A 20,903-nucleotide genomic window follows, 5' to 3' on the forward strand; every position below is an offset into this window, starting at 1 on the left:
CTTATTCCGTTTCCGCAAAAGCGTCGAATGCATCGCCATCAAGTTTGAAAATCCGGTCGCGCTCGACTTCCGTAAAGCGGAGCCGTTTATAAAACCGCGCGCCTTCAAGATTGTCGCGGTCAACCGCAAGCCGCAAATAGACCGCGCCCATGGCTTTGGCTTCACGCGCCAGCTGCGCGATCAGCTTTTCGCCGACGCCGCGCCCGCGCGCTTCCGGTTTCACGTAAATATCCTGCAGATAGACGCCGCGCTTGCCGCGCCAGGTCGAAAACTCAGGGAAATAAAGCGCGAGACCAATGATTTCACCACCGCATTCCGCAATCAGCGCTCGAAAATCCGGCGCATCACCGAAACCGTGACGCTTTACATCCTCGACCGACAGAACGTGCGCCGGCCCGTCGACATCGCGCGCCAGCGCCGCGATCATCGCTTGAATGTCGCCCGCATCGTCCGGCGCCGCTTTGCGAATGATGACATCCCCGGCCATAGGCTAGAATTTGACCCTGTTCCGGCCCTTCAAGGCAAGGAGCGCGCGCGTTTCGTCAGGGGTCGCGGCCTCAAGGCCAAGCTCCTCGACAATGCGGCGGATCTTGCCGACCTGCTCCGCATTCGATTGCGCCAGAACGCCCGGCGCAATGGTGAGATTGTCTTCAAGCCCCACGCGCACATTGCCGCCCATGATGGCGCCCATGGCCGCCATGGCCATTTGCCTGCCGCCGGCGGCCAGCACCGAGAAGTGATAATCGCAAGGAATGACCCGGTCGGCGCAGTTTTTCATGGCGACAAGATTTTCAACGCTTGCGCCCGCGCCGCCGAGAACGCCGAGCACGAACTGGATATAGAGCGGCGGCTTGACAAGCCCGTTCTTTACATAAAAGCCGAGCGTTTCGACCTGGCCGAGATCGTAGCATTCGAACTCGAACCTGGCGCTGCGCTGCTTCCCGAGATCGTCGAGGATGGTTTCAATGTCTTCGAAGGTGTTCTTGAACACTGTCCGGCGCGTCGCATCGAGCAGGTCCGGCTCCCAATTATGTTGCCACTCGGAATATTTATCGAGCATCGGGAATGTGCCGAAATTCATCGAGCCCATATTGAGCGAACACATTTCCGGTTCGGTTTCGCGCGGCGCGGCGAGGCGCGCATCGAGCGGCATCACCGAACTGCCGCCCGTCGAAATATTGATGATCGCGTCCGTTTCTTCATGGATGCGTTTCAGGAAGGGCCGGAAATGCGCCGGGTCTGCGCTCGGCTGGCCGGTTTCAGGGTCGCGGGCGTGAAGATGGATGATCGCCGCCCCCGCCCGGGCCGCCTCGATGGAGGCTTCGGCGATCTCATCGGTTGTGATCGGCAGGGCCGGCGACATGCTCGGCGTATGGATCGAGCCCGTCACGGCGCAGGTGATGATCACCTTCCGAGCCGGTTTTGCGCGATTTTCCTGGGGTGAAACGCCGTTTTCTGAAATTTTCATATTGCCTGACCGCCCTGTCTTCAGGCATTCTGTCAATCAATGAGGCGCTTTTCAATTATAGTATAAAGGAATGCGGCCATGACGCCGGCGAACGAAACGGAGTTCACGCGGGACGCGGAAGATCTCGCCTGGCGGCTCGACTGGAACCTTCTGCGCTCCTTCATGGTGATCATGGATGTGGGCAGCATCACCGAAGCGGCGCGCCGGCTCGATCTGAAACAGCCGACAGTTTCGAACGCGCTGCGCCGCCTCGAAGAAACGCTCGGCCGCCGTCTTATCGAACGGGGGCCGCGCAGTTTCGAGCCTACATCGCATGGGCGCGCTCTCTACGATCAAGTCGCGCAAATGTTCGGTTCTATCGAACGGCTCACTGCGATTCTCGAGGAGGAGATCGAGGATGTGAGCGGCACGGTGGCGATCGCCATGGCGACGCATGTGACGACGCCGCTGATCGATGAAACGCTGACGGAGTTTCAGACGCGTTACCCCAACACGACCATCTCGATCACCGTGAATTCAAGCCGCAATATTATCGACATGATCCGCGCCAAACGCAGCGCCATCGGCGTCTGTCTTGTGCGCGAGCAGGAGCCGCCGCTTGAATATCATCATCTGTTCCGCGAAAGCTTCGGCTTTTTCTGCGGCCCGCCGCACCATCTTTTCGGACGGGAAGGATTGACGGTTGAGGATTTGCAGGGCGAGCGCAGCGTGTCTTTCGATACCGACAGGATTGAAGACGTCTTGCGCCCCATAGCGATGCTGCGCGAGAGCGCGGCTTTCGCCTGGCCGCCGGCGGGCGTCTCCAACAACCTCGAAGAAGTCCGGCGCATGTGCATCGCCGGCCTTGGGATTGCCGCCCTGCCCGTCCATGTGATGGAGCGCGACGTGCGCGATGGCCTTCTCTGGCGGCTGCCGCCTTATGAAAGCGCGCCGGAGATCGACATCTACGCCGTCTGCAATCCGGATACGCAGTTGAACCGGGCGGAACAGGAATTTTTGCGGATGCTCGTCAACCGCATTGAAACGACTCCGCTTGCCGAACGGGTCTACGGCAATGGCGCGCGCGCCGCTGCAAAACAATCCGCTCATGCCTGAGACAGCTTCTTAGAACAGCGCTTTTTTATGAACGCCATCCCCGCGGAACTCTTTGACTGGTCGCAGAACGCGCCGTCGCATCTTTTCTATCAGACCGGCGGGCGCCGGCCTTTCATTGAACGCGCCGAAGGCGTTTACATCTGGGACGCGCAAGGCCGGCGTTTTCTCGACGGATCCTCCGGCGCCATGGTTTCGAATATCGGCCATGGCAATAAGCGCGTGCTCGATGCGATGCGCGACCAGATGAATGCGACGACCTTCGGCTATCGCCTGCATTTCGAAAACGAACCGGCCGAACGCCTCGCCTCCGTCCTGTCAAAACTTTCCCCGCAAGGGCTCGACCGGGTTTTCTTTGCGTCGGGCGGTTCGGAAGCGGTCGAAAGCTGCATCAAACTGGCGCGCCAATATGCGCTTGCAAAAGGGGAAACGAAACGCACGGAAGTGATTTCACGCTTCCCCTCCTATCACGGCTCGACTTTCGGCGCCCTCGCCGTCACCGGTTACGGCCCTCTAAACGATCCTTTTGCGCCCATGGTTCGCGAGATGCCGAAGATCCCCGCCCCGCGGGCTTACCTCGACCGCGATAATTCAAGCGACGAAGCGCGGGGGCTGCGTTATGCGGACATGCTGCGCGGCAAGATCGAAGAGCTCGGCCCCGAAAACGTCCTCGCTTTCATCATGGAGCCGGTGGGCGGCGCCTCCACCGGCGCGCTCGTCGCGCCCGACAGCTATTACCAGCGCGTACGCGACATCTGCGACGACTATGGCGTTCTTCTTATCTATGACGAAGTCATGACCGGCGTCGGACGCACCGGAACATTTCTCGCCGCTGAGCACTGGGGCCAGTCACCGGACATTATCGCGCTCTCGAAAGGCCTCGGCGCCGGCTATGTCCCGCTCGGCGCCATGATCGCCCGGCGCGACATCGTCGATCCGGTCGTGGCGAATGGCGGATTCATGCATGGCTACACCTATGCGGGCAACCCGCTCGCCTGCGCCGCCGGCCTCGCTGTCATCCGCGAAATTTATGAACAGGATTTGATGGCGAATACGGCGCGCATTGGCGCTTTGTTAAAATCGCGCCTGGACAATCTGACAGCGCGCTTTCCGTTTATCGGCGACGTGCGCGGCAAGGGGCTGTTGCTTGCCTTCGAACTCGTCGCCAACCGCGAAACCATGACGCCGCTGCCGAAAGACGCGAACGCCTTCGCAAAGCTCGTCGAATACGCTTATGAGGAACAGCTCATCATCTATTCGCGGCGCACGCACGGCGGTTATGAAGGCGATCACTTCCTCGTCTGTCCGCCTATGATCGCGACTGAGTCCCATGTCGATGAAATCATGGAGAAACTCACGAAATCGCTCGACCGCCTCGCCGGCGAATTGAAACTCCCCGTCAATGGATAGAGTCAATAGATAGACCATGAAAGCCGTCCTCGCCGAAACCGAACAGAAACGCCATTACCCGCCTTCTTATCTCGTCAATGGCGTGATGGAGGCGAACCCCGAACGGCCCGAACGCGTCGAACTCCTGCTTCAGGGCGTCAAAGACGCCGGGCTCGACCTCGTCCGGCCGGAAAATTACGACGCCGCGCCGATCCTCGCCGTCCATTCAAAGCGCTATCTCGATTTTCTCGCCCGCGCCCATGAGCGCTGGGCGCGCATCCCGGGCGCGTCGGAAGCGGTGACGCCGAACGTTCATCCCTTGCGCCGCGGCGGTTATCCGGCGTCGGTCGTGGCGCAAGCCGGCTGGCACATGATCGACGCGTCCGCGCCGATTTCCGCCGACACATGGGAAAGCGCGCAGTGGAGCGCATGGACCGCAGCGCATGCGGCGAAGCTTGTGTTGCAAGGCGAGCGGGCAGCCTATGCGCTCTGCCGCCCGCCCGGACACCATGCGGGGGCGGAGACCGCCGGCGGGTTCTGTTATCTCAACAATACGGCCATCGCCGCGGAAGTTTTACGCAAAGACCACGATCGCGTCGCCATCCTCGATGTAGATTTGCATCACGGCAACGGCACACAAGACATCTTCTATAACCGCGGCGACGTTCTGACCGTTTCCATTCACGCCGATCCGGTGCGGTTTTATCCGTTCTTCTGGGGCTACGCTGACGAGACCGGCGAAGACGGCGGCGACGGCGCCAATCTCAACCTGCCGCTGCCGCGCGGATCGAAAGACGACGCTTTTCTGGACGCGCTTGGCGCCGCCCTAAAAAAGATTGAAGACTTCGGGCCTGATGCGCTTGTCATCGCGCTCGGCCTCGACGCCTATGAAGGCGACCCCATCGCCGGACTCGCGGTGACGTCCGGCGGTTTCGCCCGGATCGGCGAAGCCATCGGCGGCGCGTTAAAACTGCCGACCGTCATCATTCAGGAAGGCGGCTATCCTTGCGACGAATTGGGAAGCAATCTCGCCGCATTTCTTGGGGGACATCAAAGCCGCAGATAATCTGCGGCGTGCTTTTATTAAAGGAGATCATTTTCATGCGTTTCTTTGTTCTTGCGGCGGCTGCAGTCGCCATCGCCACGCCGCTTGCCGCGCAGGAGAAAACCGCCGTCATGCTCGACGACATTCACAAGCTGGTGGATATTTCCGGCCCCGCGTTTTCGCCGGACGGCGAATTCATCGCCTATACGGCGTCGACCCACAATCTCAAACTCGACGAAACGGTGAGCGATCTCTGGCGGGTCTCATGGGAAGGCGATACGGCGCAACTTACTCATACGCCGACAAAAAGCGAATGGGCGCCCTCTTATGGCGGCGACAGCATCGCTTATTTGAGCGATGCGGCTGAAAAAGATGAAACGCAAGTCTTCATTATGCCCGCCGGCGGCGGCGAAGCGCGCCAGGTGACGAAAATCAAGGGCGGCGTCAGCGACTATGCGCTTTCGCCCGACGGCAAGACTTTGATCGCCGTCGCTGAAGTCGGCCCCTCTGTCGGCGCCGATCCGGACAAACCCAAGCCGATTGTCATCACGCGCTTCAAGTTCAAAGAGGACTATCGCGGCTATGTGGACGGTCGGCGTTATCAGTTTTTCCGCGTCGATGTCGCCTCGGGCGAAGCCGAACAGATCACCGAGACCGGCGCGGATTATTATCTGCCCTCATGGTCGCCGGACGGCTCGCAGATCGCTTTCGTCGCCGCAAACACGGACCGCGAAGACCGCAATTACAGCTATGACGTTTACGTCATGGCGCCGCGGAAAGGCGCCAATCCGCGCAAGATCAGCACCTTCGAAGGCGCCGACGCAGATCCCGGCCTTGGCGTCAGACCGCGCTGGTCGCCGGACGGCGACAAGCTCGTCTGGCTGCAGAACGGCGAAGACAAATGGATCTACTACGCGCCGTTTCAATTGACTTACGCCGATCTTGAGTCAGGGGAAGTGAAACCCCTGGCGCATATCGACCGCTGGATGTATGCGCCGCACTGGGCGCCGGACAGCAAGTCGGTCTACGCCCTTGTGGAGCAGGACCGCGACACCTGGGCGGCGAAGATCGATCTCGCTACCGAGGAAGTCACCTATCTCACCTCCGGCCCGCGCTTTGGTTTCGATCTCGCCGTCTCCTCAAACGGACGGGTCGCCGTCCTCGACGGCGAGGAAAACCGCCCTTATGAACTCGGCGCCGTCGAAGAGGGCGTGCGCCCTCTCACCCATCATAATGATTGGCTCGAGAATCGTCGTCTCGCGGAGATGCGCGATATTTCCTTCCGCAGCGGCAAACATGAAATTCACGGCCTTCTCATCCTGCCGCTCGGCTATGAAGAAGGCGAACGCTACCCCGTGATAGCACGGCTGCACGGCGGACCGGTCTATCAATTCAGCCATGAATTCATCTTCGACTGGCAATATTACGCCGCCAACGGTTATGCGGTGCTCGCGGTCAATCCGCGCGGCTCGTCGGGGCGCGGCTTCGATTTCGCCAAAGCCATCTATGCCGACTGGGGCAATGTCGACGTCAAGGACATTTCAGCCGGCATCGATTACGCCATCGACATAGGGATCGCCGATCCGGAGCGCATCGGCGTCGGCGGCTGGAGCTATGGCGGCATCCTGACCGACTACATGATCGCCAGCGACAAACGCATCAAGGCGGCGGTGAGCGGCGCCGGCATGGCGAACTTCCTCGCAGGCTATGGCGCCGACCAGTACATGCTCGAATATGAAGAAGAAGTCGGCCTGCCCTGGCGCGACCGCAAAGCGTTCGAACGCATCAGCTATCCGTTCCTCCAGGCGGACCGGATCACGGCGGCGACCATGTTCCAGTGCGCCGGCGCCGATCTCAATGTGCCCTGCATCGGTTCGGAGCAGATGTATCTGGCGCTGCGCTCCCGGGAGATCGATACTGAGCTGGTCGTCTACCCCGGTGAGAATCACGGCCTGACGCGGCCGAGTTTTCTTTACGACCGGCTGGAGCGCAATCTCGCCTGGTACGACAAATATCTGAAAGCGGGCGAGTAAATTATTCTTCGAGCCGTCCGTATTGTTTAAGGACGGCTCTCAACGCCTCATGATCGATGGCTTTGGCGTAGCGGCCTTCGTCGCCGGTCATGTCGCGGGCGGCGACCATGGCGTTGATGACCGCCTCTTCCGTCGCTTCGACTGTCGCCAGGAACAAGGGATCAAGCACATCGTTGATGAGGAAGGCGGCGTCTTTGACGTCGCCTTCGCCCTTCTGCTCGGCGGTTGAAAAGGCGATGAAGATGTCGCCGGAACCATTGCCCGCATAGCTGCCGTCGCGGGCGATGCCGAGCGCTGCACGGCGGGCGAGCCGCTTCAATTGATGCGGCAGCAGCGGCGCATCGGTGGCGACGACAATGATGATCGAGCCGGCATCGCCCGCCTCGGGGTCTTCTTCGGTGTAGACCCGGTCATTGCGCAAATGCTCGCCCACGGGAACGCCGGCGATCCGCAGCGTGTCGCGGATGCCGTAATTCGCCTGCACCAGAACCCCGACCGTATAATCGCCTGCGACGCGCGACGACGTGCCAATGCCGCATTTGAATTCGTGGCAGATCATGCCCGTGCCGCCGCCCACATTGCCTTCCGCCACGGGGCCCGTTTTGGCGGCCTCAAGCGCGCGGGCGGCGTGTTTCGCCGTCACGTAAAACCCGTTGATGTTGTTCAAATGCCCGTCCCAGGTCTCGGCGACCACGGGCAGCGACCAGTAATAGCCTGTCGCATCCGCCCCGCCCTGCGCGACTCGCCACCGGATGACGCCGTCGTGAACGGCGCCGACGCTGTGCGTGTTGGTGATCATCACCGGCCCTTCGAGATAGCCGGACTCCTCGATCCAGTGCGCGCCGGTCATCTCGCCATTGCCGTTGAGAGAAAATATCCCCGCAAAGACCGGTTCGTTCAGCGTGCGTCGCCCACGCGGCAGGATCGCCGTCACGCCGGTGCGCGCCGCATGGCCGTCTTTAAAATCGCGAATGATGGTTTCATGCCCGACCGCAACGCCCTCGACATCGGTGATGGCGTTGAGCGCGCCCGGCGTTCCCGGAAAGGGAACGCCGAGATCGCGCGCCCGCGGGCCGTCTTCAGCAGCGGCGGAGGACATCTGTGCACAGACAGCAAGCAGCATCAGGCGTTTTTTCATGGAACACCGCCTTTATTCGCAATGAACTTCACGGCCGCCTTTGATGACGCCCTTGATGTTCGAAAGAATTGAAATGTCTTCCAGCGGGTCGCCCTCGATAGCGATCATGTCCGCATAATGGCCGGGCGACAGCGCGCCTGTATCCTGCTCCCAGTCGAGGAGTTCCGCGGCGGCGAGCGTCGCCGAGCGGATCGCCTGCATGGGCGTCATGCCGTATTTCACCATGTAAGGCATCTGTTTGGCGTTATCGCCATGGGGATATACGCCGGCGTCCGTGCCGAAGGCGATCTTGACGCCCATATCGACGGCCTTGCGGAAGACTGCGCGCTGCGTGTCTGTCGTGTCGCGGTTCTTCTGCATGGTTTCTTCGGGCCAGTCTTCTTCGGCGCCAACTTCGTTGATGTAATCGCCGTTGTAAATGTCGGCGACGAGAACGACGCCGTTGCGCTTCATCATGCGCAGCGCCTCGTCATCGAGAAGCGAACCATGTTCAATGGAGGCGACCCCGGCGCGCACGGCCATTTTCGCGCCTTCCGCGCCATGGGCGTGCGCCGTCGTCTTCTTCCCATATTTCTTCCCTTCATCGACAATAGCGCGCATTTCCTCTTCCGAAAGTTCCGGCAGGCCGGGATCGGTGCCGACCGTCAAAACCGCGCCAGTGGCGATCATCTTCAAAAGATCGACGCGATGCTGGAGGAACTCGCGGGCTTTCTGCCTTGCGTCTTCGGGCCCGCGCACAACGCCCCGCGTCATGTCTTCGGGAACCTTGGCGTCGTAAGCGAGGCCGGTGATCGCGCCGCCGCCGCCGGGAATAGTGAAATAGCCGCCGGAAACCGCCATGCGCGGGCCTTCCACATAGCCTTTATTAATGGCGTCGCGCAGCGCCACATCGGTAAAGGCCCGCCAGGAGCCCACATCGCGCACGGTCGTGAAACCGGCGCAGAGCGTTTTCTTTGCATTGCCGGCGCCGGCCAGCACATCCTCCGCGCCGGTGGTCAGCAGAGGATCGATGATGCCGCCCTGAATGTCGCCGACAAGATGCGTGTGCATGTCCGCAAGGCCCGGCAAAACCGTATAGGCGGACCAGTCCGTCAGCGGGCCCTCGTCCGGCGCTTCCGAAAAAGCCGTCACCGCCGTCACCCGGCCGTTCTCGACCCGGATCAGCTGATCGGAAAGCACTGTTTCCTTTTCAACGTCGATCAGCTTGCCGGCGCGAATATAGTTCACATCCTCAGCCGCGGCGGTCATAGATGCGGCGAATGCCGTGATAGCGCCCGCCACAGTCATGACGGTCCGACATTTTTTCTGCGACATTATGAAAAACTCCCTATGACGGCGACTTTTGCGTTAGACTTGCGGTGAACAATCCTACGCCGCGCGCGCGCCAGCGGGCAAGGCGATAAAGATCAACCAGAGAGTCCGTTATGCGCAAATCTGCTCTTTCCGCCCTTTTGCTTTTTTCAAGTCTTACGCCCGCCTTTGCGGCCGATGACGCGCTGACGCCGCCGGACCTGACGGCCAAAGCGATCGAGCTGTTGGGTCAGACCATCGCCATCGAGTCGGTCGAGGGCAAAGGCAATGTGCCCGCCGTCGCCAATCTGATCGCAGATGAATTGCGCAAAGGCGGCTTCGCCGCTGACGATATCGTCATCACGCCTATGGGCGAAACCGCAACACTGATCGCGACTTATAAAGGAACCGGCGAAAAAAAACCGATCATTCTTTCAGGTCACATGGATGTGGTCGGCGCTAATCCCGAAGACTGGACGCGCGATCCTTTCACCATGGTGCAAGAGGACGGTTTTCTATTCGGGCGCGGCACAAGCGATATGAAGTTCGGCCTCGTGATGATGGTGGAAACCCTCATCCGCCTGAAAGAAGAAGGCTTCAAACCGGACCGCGACATCATTCTCGCGTTGTCCGGGGATGAAGAAACCCACATGGCGACGACCATGGCGCTCGCAGACGAGCTCGAAGGCGCTGATATCGTGTTGAACGCCGACGGCGGCGGCGGCGCGCTCGACGAGAATGGAGATCCGGTCGCCTATTATCTTCAAGGCGCCGAAAAAACCTATGCGGATTACATCGTCACGTTCACCAATCCCGGCGGGCATTCGAGCCAGCCGCGCAAGAAAAACGCGATCTACGATCTGGCTCAAGCGGCGCTTAATCTTTCCAACTACGAATTTCCGGTGATGTGGAGCGACATCACGTTGGAATCCTTCCGCCAGGGCGGCCTCAATACGGAAGGCGAGATCGGCAAGGCGATGCGCGATTTCGCCGAGAATCCCAAAAACAAAAGGGCGATCAAAATTCTCTCCGAACGGCCGGAATATGTGGGCCAGCTGCGCACCACCTGCGTCGCCACCCTGCTCGACGCCGGCCATGCGCCCAACGCCCTGCCCCAGCGCGCAGGGATGAACGTCAATTGCCGCATCTTCCCCGGCGTTTCTCCGGACGCGGTCAAGACGACGCTGACGGACGTGATCGACAATCCGGAAGCGACCATCGAGCTCGCCGATGAAGTCCATTATGCCGACGCCTCGCCGCTACGCGACGATGTGGTCGCCGCCGTGCGCAAAGCCGTCGACCGGCGCTATCCGGACCTTCCCATCGTGCCGGAAATGTCGGCGGGGGCGTCGGACAGTCTTCACTTCCGCGCTCACGGCATCGACAGCTACGGCGTCTCAGGAATTTTCATGAAGCCGACCGACATGTACGCCCACGGTCTTAACGAGCGCGTGCCGGTCGCAGCTGTCGACGGCGCTCTCGATCATTGGCATACGCTGCTGACCGATCTTGCGACCGGGGAATAGCTAGGTTTGCGCAGCGCGGTTCTGGCGGTGCGCGATCCAATAGACGGGCAGCCCCGCAAACAGGAGCGCGGCGCCCCAGGCCACCGCTTCCCCGCCGGCGCCGTAAATCGTCCAGATGGCGTAGATGACGGCGGCGGTCGCCGCGGCGAGCAGCACCGGCGATGTTTTCAGCTTGCCGACGCGCTGCAGCTGCAGCGCAGACAAGGCGCTCGCCAGAAACATGAAGAGCGAGGCGGTCGTCGACAAAAGCACGATGAAGGTGAAAAGCTCCGTCATCGACTTTGAATAGTTCAGCATGACGACGCCGGTGAGCAGGAGGCTCGACGTCACATGGGCCCGCACCGGCAGGCCGCGCGCCGATTCCTTCGCCAGCCAGCGCGGAAAAACGCCGCCCTTCGCCATGGCGTAGGGCAATTCGCCCTGAACCATGATCCAGCCGTTAAGCGCGCCGAAGCCGCTGATGGCGGCGAAAAGCGCGATAAGCCGTCCGGCGTCCGGGTTCAGATAGGTGCTGACGAAATCGGCGAAGGGCGCGTTCGACGCCGCCACTTCGTCGGCAGGCAATAGCAGGATCACGACCGAACAGGAGAAAAGATAGATGACCCCGGCGATGATCATGCCGGTCATGGTGGCGCGGGGAATGGTCTTGCCCGGGTTTTCAACATGCTCGGCGGGCACCGTCGCCGATTCAAGACCGAGCAGCGCCCACAGCGTGAGCGTCGCCGCCGCCGTGATGCTGGCGAGTTTGAAATCGCCGAGCCCGGAAAATTCAGGGATAGAAGCAGGCTTATCCGTCATGCCGCCGAGCACGAACGCGCCGAGCGCAATCGCAGCGACGAGCGGCAAGATTTTTAAAACCGTCGTCACAAGCTGCACCGAGCCCGCCAGAAACGCGCCGCGGCAGTTGACCGCCGTCAACAGCCATATGGCGCCGCAGGTGACCACGGCGTGAAGCCCCGTCGTCTCGGCGATCTGCGGAAAGAATACGCTGAGATAACTAACCGCGCCGGTGGCGACCGCCGCATTGCCGACCCAGATCGAAATCCAGTAGCTCCAGGCGACCATGAAGGCCGGAGCCGGTCCGAAGGCCTCGCGCGCATAAGCGTAAGGCCCCCCGGCGCGCGGAAAAGCGCCCGCGAGCGCGGCGAAGACGCCCGCAAGGCAAATGCCGCCTGCAATCGTCAACACCCAGCCGGCGACCGCGCTCCATCCGAAAGGCGCGAGCGCGGCCGGCAGCAAAAACACGCCGGAGCCGATCATATTGCCGACGACCAGCGCCGTCGCCATCCAGAAGCCAAGGGATTTGTCGGTCTTTTTCTTAACTTCGACGGCAGGATCAGTCGTCATGCGGGCAAGCCCCCTTTAATAAGGACGCCTGAGCCGCGCCTTTTCGCCAGACTATAAAAGAAAAAAGGCCGGCGCGCATCACGCCGGCCTTTATCTGTTGTCGGATCAGGCAAAAATCAGAAGTCTTTGCCGAAACGAACGCCGATGGTACGCGGCCTGTTCACGCTGTACTGAACGCGATCGCCGCAAACGCCGCAGGCGACGAAGTTGAACTGCCGGGCGCGCTCGTCAAACGCATTGGCGATATAGGCCACAAGCTCCCAGTCTTCATCGCGCACGCCGACGCTGAAGTCGAAGACGGCGTAGCCGGGCTGCGGGCCGAGCGTCGCAACATCCGCATCGGTGAGGCCGGCGGCGGAATCCGTCTGCCCGCTCGCCGAGCCTTGCAGATGAGCGATATATTGCCCGACGGGAAATTCATACCGCGCCGTGATGGTGCCCTTGAAATCAGGCACAACCGGCAGGCGCGTGCCGTCGGCGGCAAGGGGCGGAGCAGTTTCGTCAATATTCAGCGTACTCGGATCATCCATGGGGAACGGACATCCCGTTTCCGGGGCGCCGGTCTCCTGGTTCACATAACCGCAATAATTTGCAGACAGCTTTGCATCGATTACCGAAACAGCACCATTGATCGTCAGCCCCTCAATGGGACGCAGGCTGAGGTCGGCTTCAAAGCCTTTTATGATAGCTTGGTTGGCGTTTTTAATTTCTGTCAGACCATTCTGACCGAGAATCGGAAACTGAAAATCTTTCCAGTTCTGACGGAAAAACGCGGCATTGAAGATCAACCTGTTATCAGCCCAAGCCGTTTTGAAACCTACTTCGTAATTGACCAGTTTATCCTCAAGGTATGGAGGCAGATTGCCGCGTCTGTTGGCGCCGCCGGGCCGATAGCCAGTTGAATATGTAACGTACACCATTTTGTCATCGTCAATATCATATGTAAGATTTAATTTATGGGTCTCGCCCGTTCCCTTCACTGTATTATCAAGATTCGTACACGGAGCTCCTGGGACGACTGCGGGTGCGAAGCAAAGATCGACGCCCAGTGGGGGGTAATATCCGCCATATCCGAAAAACCCGGTCAGCGAATTCTTGTAGCGATATCCTCGCACGCCGCCAGAAAAAGTCAGACGGTCGGTTATATCAAACGAAATCTCGGTAAATAACGCGAGGTCGCGGTCTGTACGCTTCTGTTCCGTCAACCAGACCGTGTCTTCATGGTCCGGAACCTCGAGAAACGAGGCCAAGTCAATCACCACATATTGCTGGTGAATATAGTGGGTCTGGTGGTTCTGGAAGAAACCGGCCACAGCGCGCAAGCGCTTGTCCTGCGGCGTCGAGATGCGGATTTCGTTCGAATATTTCGCAAAGCTGTCGTCGCCCTGATAGGTCTGTGACGGGTCCACGAGATTGGACATATCGTCATAAAAATAGGCGCCGTAGCCGTAGAGCACGTCGTAATAATAGGCGTAGTCGGTGTAGTCCGAGAACGAATCGATCTGGCGCTTTAAATAGGCGCCCGCATAGGTGAGATCGAAATCGCCGATCTTGCCTTCGACGGTCAGGGCCGCCTGGAAGAAGCGGTCTTCGTTCTTCTCGTCATAGAAACGGCCGGCGTTCAAATCGCCGAGCTTGGGATCCATCGTCGAACGGCCATTAAAATTCGATTTCTGACCGAGAAGGGTCGGCGTCACCGTCCAGTTTTCGTCTAGGTCGATCTTCAACGCGATCCGCGCGCCATAGGTCTCGCCGTCGTTGAAATCGTCTTCGACGAGGTCGGCGTTGGTTTTGGTGATGCCCGAGGACGGGAATGTGCGGCTGTCGAGCACATTGTCGATATAACCGCCGTCCTTGACGTACCAGCCGACCAGACGCACCGCCGCATTGTCGCTGACTGGCTGGTTGACCATGCCTTCCAGCTGATAACCGATCTCGCCGTCCTTGATGGTGTTCACTTCGGCGTCGAACCCAGCCTCGAATTCGTCGATCTTCGGCTTGTTGGTGATGATCCGGAGCGTGCCGGCCTGGGAACTGGCGCCGAACAGCGTGCCTTGCGGCCCGGCGAGCGCTTCGACGCGTTCAATGTCGTAGATATGGAGCGGCAGGAAGCCGAGAATGGTGGTCACCGGCTGTTCGTCGAGATAAACGCCGACGCTCGGCAGCGAGGCGGAGTGGTTGCCGTCCCCGCCGGAGACGACGCCGCGCATGTAAACCGAGGTTGCGTTGGGACTGGTTGACTGGAAGCTGACCGATGGCAGATATTTCGCGTAATCTTCGAAAGACGAAATCTCGAGTTCCTCGAGCGTCTCCGTGCCGAGCGCGATGATCGAAATCGGCACGTCCTGAATATTCTGCTCGCGCTTTTGCGCCGTCACAACGATGGTGTCGCGTTCGGACTGAGCCATGGCCGCGCCCGCAATCCCGGTCCACATGGAGGAAGCCAGGAGCGCCGTTTTCAACACCGGACGCCTTCCCAGAAAAGTCAGCCTTGAGGTCGCGTTTTCCATCTTTCACCACTCATTTTCATAAAATCCTGATCCGCGCCCGGCGGCGCCCCAGAGCCCCGGCCGCGCGAACGCAATCATGACGCTAGTGTGAACCAACGCTGCATGGCAATTCATTGTGCGGTGAAACGAGCTATTCTTACGGCAAGTGTTGCCGATAAACGCCTATGGTTTGAAAGAATATCGCTATTTCATTCCTGTAAGGAATGTTTCTATAGAAAATGCCGCTAGGGCGCGTCGGGATAGGCGGTCAAAATATCCCCAAGCGCCGCTTTCAGGGGATCGAGCCAGGGTTCGTAGTTTTTCCACTGATCGACGCCGCTGGCGTAAATCGGCTGGCGGACCTGTTCGGAGCTGGCGGTCCTTACAGCCCGCTCGGTTTCATGGAAATTGAGGCACGCCGCCTCGAAAGGCAGGCCGCAAAAATCGAGCAGCGCCCGGATCTGGGTGTCCGGATCCGCCACCATGTTCTCATAGATAACCCTGTGGACGACCCCCGGCGCGATTTCATCGAAATGTTTCATCAACAAGACGTAATCCCGATAATAGCGCCCGATTCGCTCCAGCCCGTAGGAAAAGCCTTGCCCTTTCGCGAAATGCTGTTTGAAGCCGGAAAAGCAGCAGGCCATGGGGTGGCGGCGCGCATCGATGATCTTCGCCTTGGGCAGGATCAGGTGAATAAGCCCGGCATGCATGAAATTATTGGGCATTTTATCGATGAAGAAGGGCTTGTCCGTCTTGCGCTGGATCGCCGTGCGCTCGAGATATTCCTCTCCGAGCTTTTGCAGCTCGTCGTCCGACAGGCTGGCGATGATTTCCGGATATTTCGACTCTTCGCTGCGCCTGGCCTTGCCGCCAAGGCGCTTGGCGATGGCGATGATGTCGGGCAGCTCCATAGTGCCTTCGACCTGGCTGTGGCTCGAGAGGATCTGCTCAAGCAGGGTCGAGCCCGCCCGCGGCATGCCGACGATGAATATCGGATCGGGCGCCGGACAGCCCTTTCCGCTTTTCGCCTTGATGAGGACTGGCGTCAGGACCTTTTTCGCGCGGTCGAGACGGAAAGCCATGTCGTCTTCGTCATAGTCGATCTGTTTTTGCCGGATGGCGTTGCCGGCCTCATAGTGATGGAAGGACTCTTCGAACTGCTTGGCGTCTTCCAGCGCCTTGCCGAGGGCGAAATGAAGATGCAGCCGGTCGTCGTCCTCGATGTCGGTTCGTTCCAGCTGCGCGCGCATCGCGGCGACATCCGCGTCGTCGAACTTGAACGTCTTGAGATTGGCGAGGCTCCAATAGGCTTCGCCAAGGCTCGGCTGCAAAGCGATGCTTTTCTTATAGGCGTCGATTGAATCCGGCGTGCGGCCCACGGTTTTCAGCGCATGGCCATAGCTCATCCAGGCTTTTGGCTGTTTCGGATATTCCCTTAACAGGGAGCCATAGCTTTCAATGGCTTTTTCATACTCGCCGACGCGCACCAGCGCCGAGGCATAAAGCGTGCGGTAATTCGGGTTTTCAGGATCGGTCTTGAGGAGCGTTTCCGCCTCGCGATGGGCCTCTTCCGCCTTGCCGAGTCTGAGCTCGATGATCGCCAGATTATGCCGGGCCGCCGTGAAGCTCGGCGCCAGGTCGATGCACCGTTCGAGCAGGTGTTCGGCGTCCTGATAGCGCCCGATGCGCGCGGCGAGCTCGGCCAGCATGCGGATCGCCGAAACATCCGTCGGGTGCTGTTTCAGATATTGCTTCAGGAGGCGCTCTGCGACGGGTATGTCGTTCTGCGCCAGCGCATCCGCCGCCTCCATGAGGCGCGGATCGTTCGAGGCCGTCTTGATGTGGCGCATGTAAGCGCGGTCGGCCCCGGCCTCGTCGCCAGCGAGCGTCAACTGGTCGCCAAGCGCCCGCCAGGCGTTGGCGAGGTCCGGTTTCAAGGACAGCGCGCGTTCGAGCGAGCGGACGGCCGCTTTGCCCTCGCCCATGGCGCCCTGCACCAGGCCCATTTCATAATGCGCTTCCGCCCAGCTCATGTCTTCGGCGATCATCTGTTCTAGGAGCGTTTTCGCTCCGGCGGCGTCGCCCTGACGGCGATGGGCGGCGGCGAGCAGAATGCGCGCCTCGCGCTGATTGGGGAGCGCGGCGAGAATCGCTTTCGCCTGCTCCGCGGCGTGTTTCGGCGACTTTTCAAGCAGCGCGGCGCCATGGGCGAGCGCCGTCGCCAGCGTGCCGGTCTCTCCGCCTTTGGTCGCGTCTGTCGTACTCATGCCGCCTCAACCTATGGAACCGGCAAAGCCTAGGCCGTGCAACGAGTCCCGGCAAGCATCACGCCGCGGCGCCGAAAGGCTTGCGCGCGTCTTTGAGGATTTCCCGCGCCGCATTGCGTCCCGGCAGGCCGGTGACGCCGCCGCCCGGATGGGCGCCCGCGCCGCAATGATAAAGCCGCTTCAAGGCGCCGCGATAATCGCCATGGCCAAGGGCGGGGCGCGCCGCCCACATCTGGTCGAGGGTCATCGCGCCATGCATGATGTCGCCGCCAATGAGACCGAATTTGTCTTCGAGATCCTGCGGCGTCAGCACCATCCGGCCCAAGACCGACTGTTTGAAGTTCGGCGCGTATTGATTGACCGTGTCGATGACGAGATCGGCGGCCGCTTCGCGATGATCCGCCCAGGACTTGCCGTCCGGCAGTTCCGGCGCGAATTGCTGACAGAAAAGGCTCGCCACATGCTGGCCCGGCGGCGCGAGACTGTCGTCGACGGCGGACGGGATGAGCATTTCAACGATCGGCTTTGACGACCAGCCATTCAGTTTCGCTTCGGAAAACGCCCGGTCCATATAATCGAGCGATGGCGCAATGATGATGCCCGACTGGTGATGCTCGCCGGCGCCGGGCAGACAGGTGAAATCCGGCAATTCCGACAGGGCGACATTCATCCGCAAGGTGCCGGAACCGCAGCGCCAGCCGTCCATGCGGCGGCGGAACTCCGGATCGAGCGCATCTTCGGGCGTCAGGCGCGTGTAAAGAAGCTTCGGATTGACGTTTGCCGCGACGCGGGTCCCGTGGACTTCTTCGCCATTTTCCAGAACGACCCCGACAGCCTCGCCGTCATCAACAAGCAGCGATTTCACCGGCGCGTCGGTCGAAATATCGACGCCGACGCCTTCACAAGCTTTGCGCATGGCCTGGGTGATGGCGCCCATGCCGCCGACGGCGTGGCCCCAGGCGCCTTTGACGCCGTTCGCTTCGCCGAAGACATGATGCAAGAGCACATAGGCCGACCCCGGCGTGTCGGGGCTGGCGTAATTGCCCACCACCGCATCGAAGCCGAAAACCGCCTTCACCGGATCGGAATCGAACCAGGCGTCGAGAAAGACCCGCGCGCTTTTGGTGAAAAGGTCGAGCACGTCCTGATGCAATTGCGCGTCGCCCCGCGCCACCGGCCAAAGCTGCGAGGCAGCAGACAGCGCCGCGGAAAGCCCTTTTTCAGGATTGGGCGGGGTTTTTAGAGAAATATCGCGCAAGACGTCGGCGACGTTTTCCAAACGCTCGTAATAAGCCGGCAGACGTTCGGCGTCGGTGTTAGAAAATTTCCGGAATTCGGCCTGCGTTTGCTCCAAGCTGCCGCCTGCTTTGAGGTAGCGCCCGTCCTCCGTAGGCAGAAAGTTCGAGATCGGCCGGTTGATGACTTTAAGGCCGTGTTCGGCGAGCCCCATGTCCCGAATGACGAGCGGGTTGAGAAGGCTCACCGTATAGCTCGCAACGGAATTTCTGAAGCCGGGATGGAACTCTTCGGTCACCGCCGCGCCGCCGACGACGCCGCGCCTTTCGCAGATGCGAACGCTCAGGCCCGCCCGGGCGAGATAAAAGGCGCAGACAAGCCCGTTATGGCCGCCGCCGATAATCACCACGTCATGCTTGCCTGTGGTCATAGGTTTACTCTTTTAAAGGCGCGGCTTCAGACAATTCCGCCGCTAAGGAGCCAAGACCTATCGCCGTGCGACGGGAAAGACAATGCGCGACCTCTCTGCTGCGCCCCGTTGTTTCATAGATGGAAACATTGTTGATATTCTTAGCGGCGCGGCGCCGGCCGCCATAACAACAAGAGACCCTATGCCCAGCCTTCGCCTCGCTCCCGCCTCGACCAGCGATTTCCGCAACCTCGCCGAACGGCGCCTGCCCCGGCAATTGTTCGACTATGTGGACGGCGGCGCCTATGGCGAAAACACGCTTCGCGCCAATGTGGACGACTTTCAAAAGCTGCGCCTGCGCCAGCGGGTGATGCGCGACGTTTCAAAGCTCGATACGTCCGTCGACCTGTTCGGAACGCAGCTGGCGATGCCCCTGGCGCTGGCGCCGGTAGGGCTTGGCGGCATGATGGCGCGCCGGGCCGAGGTCCAGGCCAAACGCGCGGCGGACGCAAGAGCCGTGCCTTTCTGTCTTTCGACGGTGGCGCTCTGCCCTGTCGACGAAGTCGCCGCCGTTTCGCCAACGCCGTTCTGGTTTCAGCTTTACATGCTGCGCGACCGCGGCGCCGTGAAAGAGATTCTCGACCGCGCGAAAGCGGCGGGCGTCAAAACTCTTGTCTTCACGGTCGACGTCGCCATTCTCGGCACGCGCTACCGCGACATCCGCAACGGCCTCAGCGGCGAAGTCAGCGGGTGGGGCAAATTAAGAAGCGGTCCCCTCTCCTATCTTCTCCATCCGGACTGGACGTACGATGTGGGCGTCAAAGGCAAGCCGCACACCTTCGGCAATCTTGAAAAATACGTGCCCGACGCGAAGACCCCGGCGGATTTCGCCGCCTGGATCACGAGCCAGATCGACGCCTCCGTCACCTGGAAAGACATCGAATGGCTGCGCTCGGTCTGGGAGGGCGACCTCGTCATCAAGGGCGTTTTAACGCCGGAGGATGCGCAAGAGGCGGTCAACGCCGGCGCCGACGGCGTCATCGTCTCCAATCATGGCGGGCGCCAGCTTGACGGCGTCTCGTCCTCGATCGAGGCCCTGCCCCGCATCGCCGAGGCGGTCGGCGACCGGACGGCGGTGCTCATGGATGGCGGCGTCAGAAGCGGCCTCGATGTGGTGAAGGCCGTCGCGTCGGGCGCGCGGGCGGTGCTGATCGGGCGGCCCTGGATTTATGCGCTCGCGGCGCGCGGCGAACCGGGACTTGTCGCGATTCTCAAAAACTTCGAAGCCGAGATGAAAGTCGCCATGTCGCTGACCGGCGCGCGCCATGTCGGCGAGATCACCAGAGAGATATTGGATGTTTCCAGCCGGGACTGAGTCGTCCCGGCCGTCAGCGATTTTTACGATTGCGCAGCGCGGCGGCGCCTCAATCCGAGAAACGCCGCTAAGGCGAAGAGGCCGGCCATGGAGGGGATGGGCACGTCGCTCAGCGCCGGCTCCACATTCGATCCGGCCGTGCCGAAAATGCTGCTCAAAAGAGTCAGCGTGCTGCCGCCCGTCGGCGACAGAAAGACGCTGAACTGCAAGACATCGGAAATTGAGAATGCAGTTTCAGGCGTGCCCGATACCGCCGCGAAAAAGAAATCCGCTATAAGGTCCTGTTCCTGGGAATTTTCAAGGCTAAAATAAACTTCTGACATGGCTGACTGCTCGTCCGGATCATCAACCTCGGCAAGACTCGTCAGACTGTAATCCAGCATGAAATCCAACCGGACCGTATTCGTCTCCGAATTGTTATTAAACATGATCAGGCTTTCCGCGCCTGCGAAAGCAAAAGCGTCTCCTATTCCAGGGACTTCGCCTGTTCCGTTTAAAAATATTTCGATGGGCGCATCGGCGAGCGGCGTCAGCGCCGGTGGAGAGGCCGTCGCTGTCAAATCGCCGACCGCAGCGCCGTCAAAAAAGGAATCGGAATCGGTAACCAGAGCGTCCCCGTCGACGGTGACGTCAAGGTCCCCCGTTCCTTCAATGACAGTGACGCCCGTCAAGGAAAGGGTCGCGTCAACACTGGATTGAAAGACCGGAACGGCGAAAGCCTGTCCTGCGCTCAACATGCTTAAGACACAGCCAATCGCCGCGATTTTTAAAAATTTACTCATGACACACCCCTTTA

15 protein-coding genes are annotated in these 20,903 nt (G+C 60.4%); 6 read left to right on the forward strand and 9 right to left on the reverse strand.

All coding sequences use genetic code 11. The features are described from left to right. Nucleotide 1 precedes the first annotated feature (1 nt). Both CW354_RS00220 and kce read right to left on the reverse strand, forming a co-directional pair. Complete coding sequence (locus tag CW354_RS00220; protein ID WP_104828043.1) at nucleotides 2-487, reverse strand: GNAT family N-acetyltransferase; 486 nt, start codon at nucleotides 485-487, stop codon at nucleotides 2-4. A gap of 3 nt (nucleotides 488-490) precedes the next feature. Further along, nucleotides 491-1,468 carry a 3,5-dioxohexanoate:acetyl-CoA acetone transferase gene (gene kce / locus CW354_RS00225; RefSeq protein WP_104828044.1) on the reverse strand — a complete coding sequence of 326 codons (978 nt, stop codon included), beginning with the start codon at nucleotides 1,466-1,468 and terminating at the stop codon, nucleotides 491-493. A gap of 78 nt (nucleotides 1,469-1,546) precedes the next feature. Between kce and CW354_RS00230 the strand changes: the two genes are divergently transcribed. The 4 genes from CW354_RS00230 to CW354_RS00245 are packed head-to-tail and all read left to right on the forward strand — an operon-like array spanning nucleotide 1,547 to nucleotide 7,027. Then, complete coding sequence (locus CW354_RS00230; protein WP_104828045.1) at nucleotides 1,547-2,563, forward strand: LysR family transcriptional regulator; 1,017 nt, start codon at nucleotides 1,547-1,549, stop codon at nucleotides 2,561-2,563. A 27-nt stretch (nucleotides 2,564-2,590) separates the two neighbouring features. Further along, the gene (locus tag CW354_RS00235) at nucleotides 2,591-3,970 is read left to right on the forward strand and encodes an aminotransferase family protein (protein ID WP_104828046.1); all 1,380 of its coding nucleotides are present in this window, start codon (nucleotides 2,591-2,593) and stop codon (nucleotides 3,968-3,970) included. 16 nt (nucleotides 3,971-3,986) lie between these two features. Continuing rightward, nucleotides 3,987-5,015 (forward strand): histone deacetylase family protein, encoded by a 1,029-nt coding sequence (locus CW354_RS00240; RefSeq protein WP_104828047.1) that lies wholly within the window; start codon nucleotides 3,987-3,989, stop codon nucleotides 5,013-5,015. A gap of 35 nt (nucleotides 5,016-5,050) precedes the next feature. Beyond that, a complete protein-coding gene (locus CW354_RS00245) occupies nucleotides 5,051-7,027 on the forward strand; it encodes a S9 family peptidase (RefSeq protein WP_104828457.1) in 1,977 nt (658 codons plus the stop codon). Nucleotide 7,028: 1 nt separating this feature from the next. On the opposite strand, the gene CW354_RS00250 is transcribed toward CW354_RS00245, so the two are convergent. Both CW354_RS00250 and CW354_RS00255 read right to left on the reverse strand, forming a co-directional pair. Continuing rightward, on the reverse strand, nucleotides 7,029-8,165 hold the full coding sequence (locus CW354_RS00250) for a DmpA family aminopeptidase (RefSeq protein ID WP_104828048.1): 1,137 nt from the start codon (nucleotides 8,163-8,165) through the stop codon (nucleotides 7,029-7,031). Nucleotides 8,166-8,177: 12 nt separating this feature from the next. Continuing rightward, nucleotides 8,178-9,479: a Xaa-Pro dipeptidase gene (locus CW354_RS00255; RefSeq protein WP_207764590.1), complete on the reverse strand. Its 1,302-nt coding sequence runs from the start codon at nucleotides 9,477-9,479 to the stop codon at nucleotides 8,178-8,180. A 110-nt stretch (nucleotides 9,480-9,589) separates the two neighbouring features. On the opposite strand from CW354_RS00255, the gene CW354_RS00260 reads away from it, so the two are divergent. Next, the gene (locus tag CW354_RS00260; RefSeq protein WP_104828049.1) at nucleotides 9,590-10,981 is read left to right on the forward strand and encodes a M20/M25/M40 family metallo-hydrolase; all 1,392 of its coding nucleotides are present in this window, start codon (nucleotides 9,590-9,592) and stop codon (nucleotides 10,979-10,981) included. Here the strand turns inward: CW354_RS00260 and CW354_RS00265 are convergent, their stop codons facing one another. The 4 genes from CW354_RS00265 to CW354_RS00280 form a co-directional block, all read right to left on the reverse strand. Next, complete coding sequence (locus CW354_RS00265; RefSeq protein ID WP_104828050.1) at nucleotides 10,982-12,328, reverse strand: amino acid permease; 1,347 nt, start codon at nucleotides 12,326-12,328, stop codon at nucleotides 10,982-10,984. It lies immediately after the preceding gene. A gap of 116 nt (nucleotides 12,329-12,444) precedes the next feature. Then, entirely contained in the window at nucleotides 12,445-14,838 is a 2,394-nt protein-coding gene (locus CW354_RS00270; RefSeq protein ID WP_104828051.1) for a TonB-dependent receptor, read from the reverse strand. Between the two features lie 224 nt (nucleotides 14,839-15,062). Beyond that, the gene (locus CW354_RS00275) at nucleotides 15,063-17,087 is read right to left on the reverse strand and encodes a tetratricopeptide repeat-containing sulfotransferase family protein (RefSeq protein WP_104828052.1); all 2,025 of its coding nucleotides are present in this window, start codon (nucleotides 17,085-17,087) and stop codon (nucleotides 15,063-15,065) included. Nucleotides 17,088-17,145: 58 nt separating this feature from the next. Then, entirely contained in the window at nucleotides 17,146-18,753 is a 1,608-nt protein-coding gene (locus tag CW354_RS00280; RefSeq protein WP_104828053.1) for a phytoene desaturase family protein, read from the reverse strand. 181 nt (nucleotides 18,754-18,934) lie between these two features. On the opposite strand from CW354_RS00280, the gene CW354_RS00285 reads away from it, so the two are divergent. Then, nucleotides 18,935-20,107 carry an L-lactate dehydrogenase gene (locus CW354_RS00285; RefSeq protein ID WP_104828459.1) on the forward strand — a complete coding sequence of 391 codons (1,173 nt, stop codon included), beginning with the start codon at nucleotides 18,935-18,937 and terminating at the stop codon, nucleotides 20,105-20,107. A 23-nt stretch (nucleotides 20,108-20,130) separates the two neighbouring features. Here the strand turns inward: CW354_RS00285 and CW354_RS00290 are convergent, their stop codons facing one another. After that, on the reverse strand, nucleotides 20,131-20,889 hold the full coding sequence (locus CW354_RS00290) for a hypothetical protein (protein WP_104828054.1): 759 nt from the start codon (nucleotides 20,887-20,889) through the stop codon (nucleotides 20,131-20,133). Nucleotides 20,890-20,903 lie beyond the last annotated feature (14 nt).

Origin of the sequence: Hyphococcus luteus, from assembly GCF_002943565.1 — a bacterium.
Lineage (GTDB): Bacteria > Pseudomonadota > Alphaproteobacteria > Caulobacterales > Parvularculaceae > Hyphococcus > Hyphococcus luteus.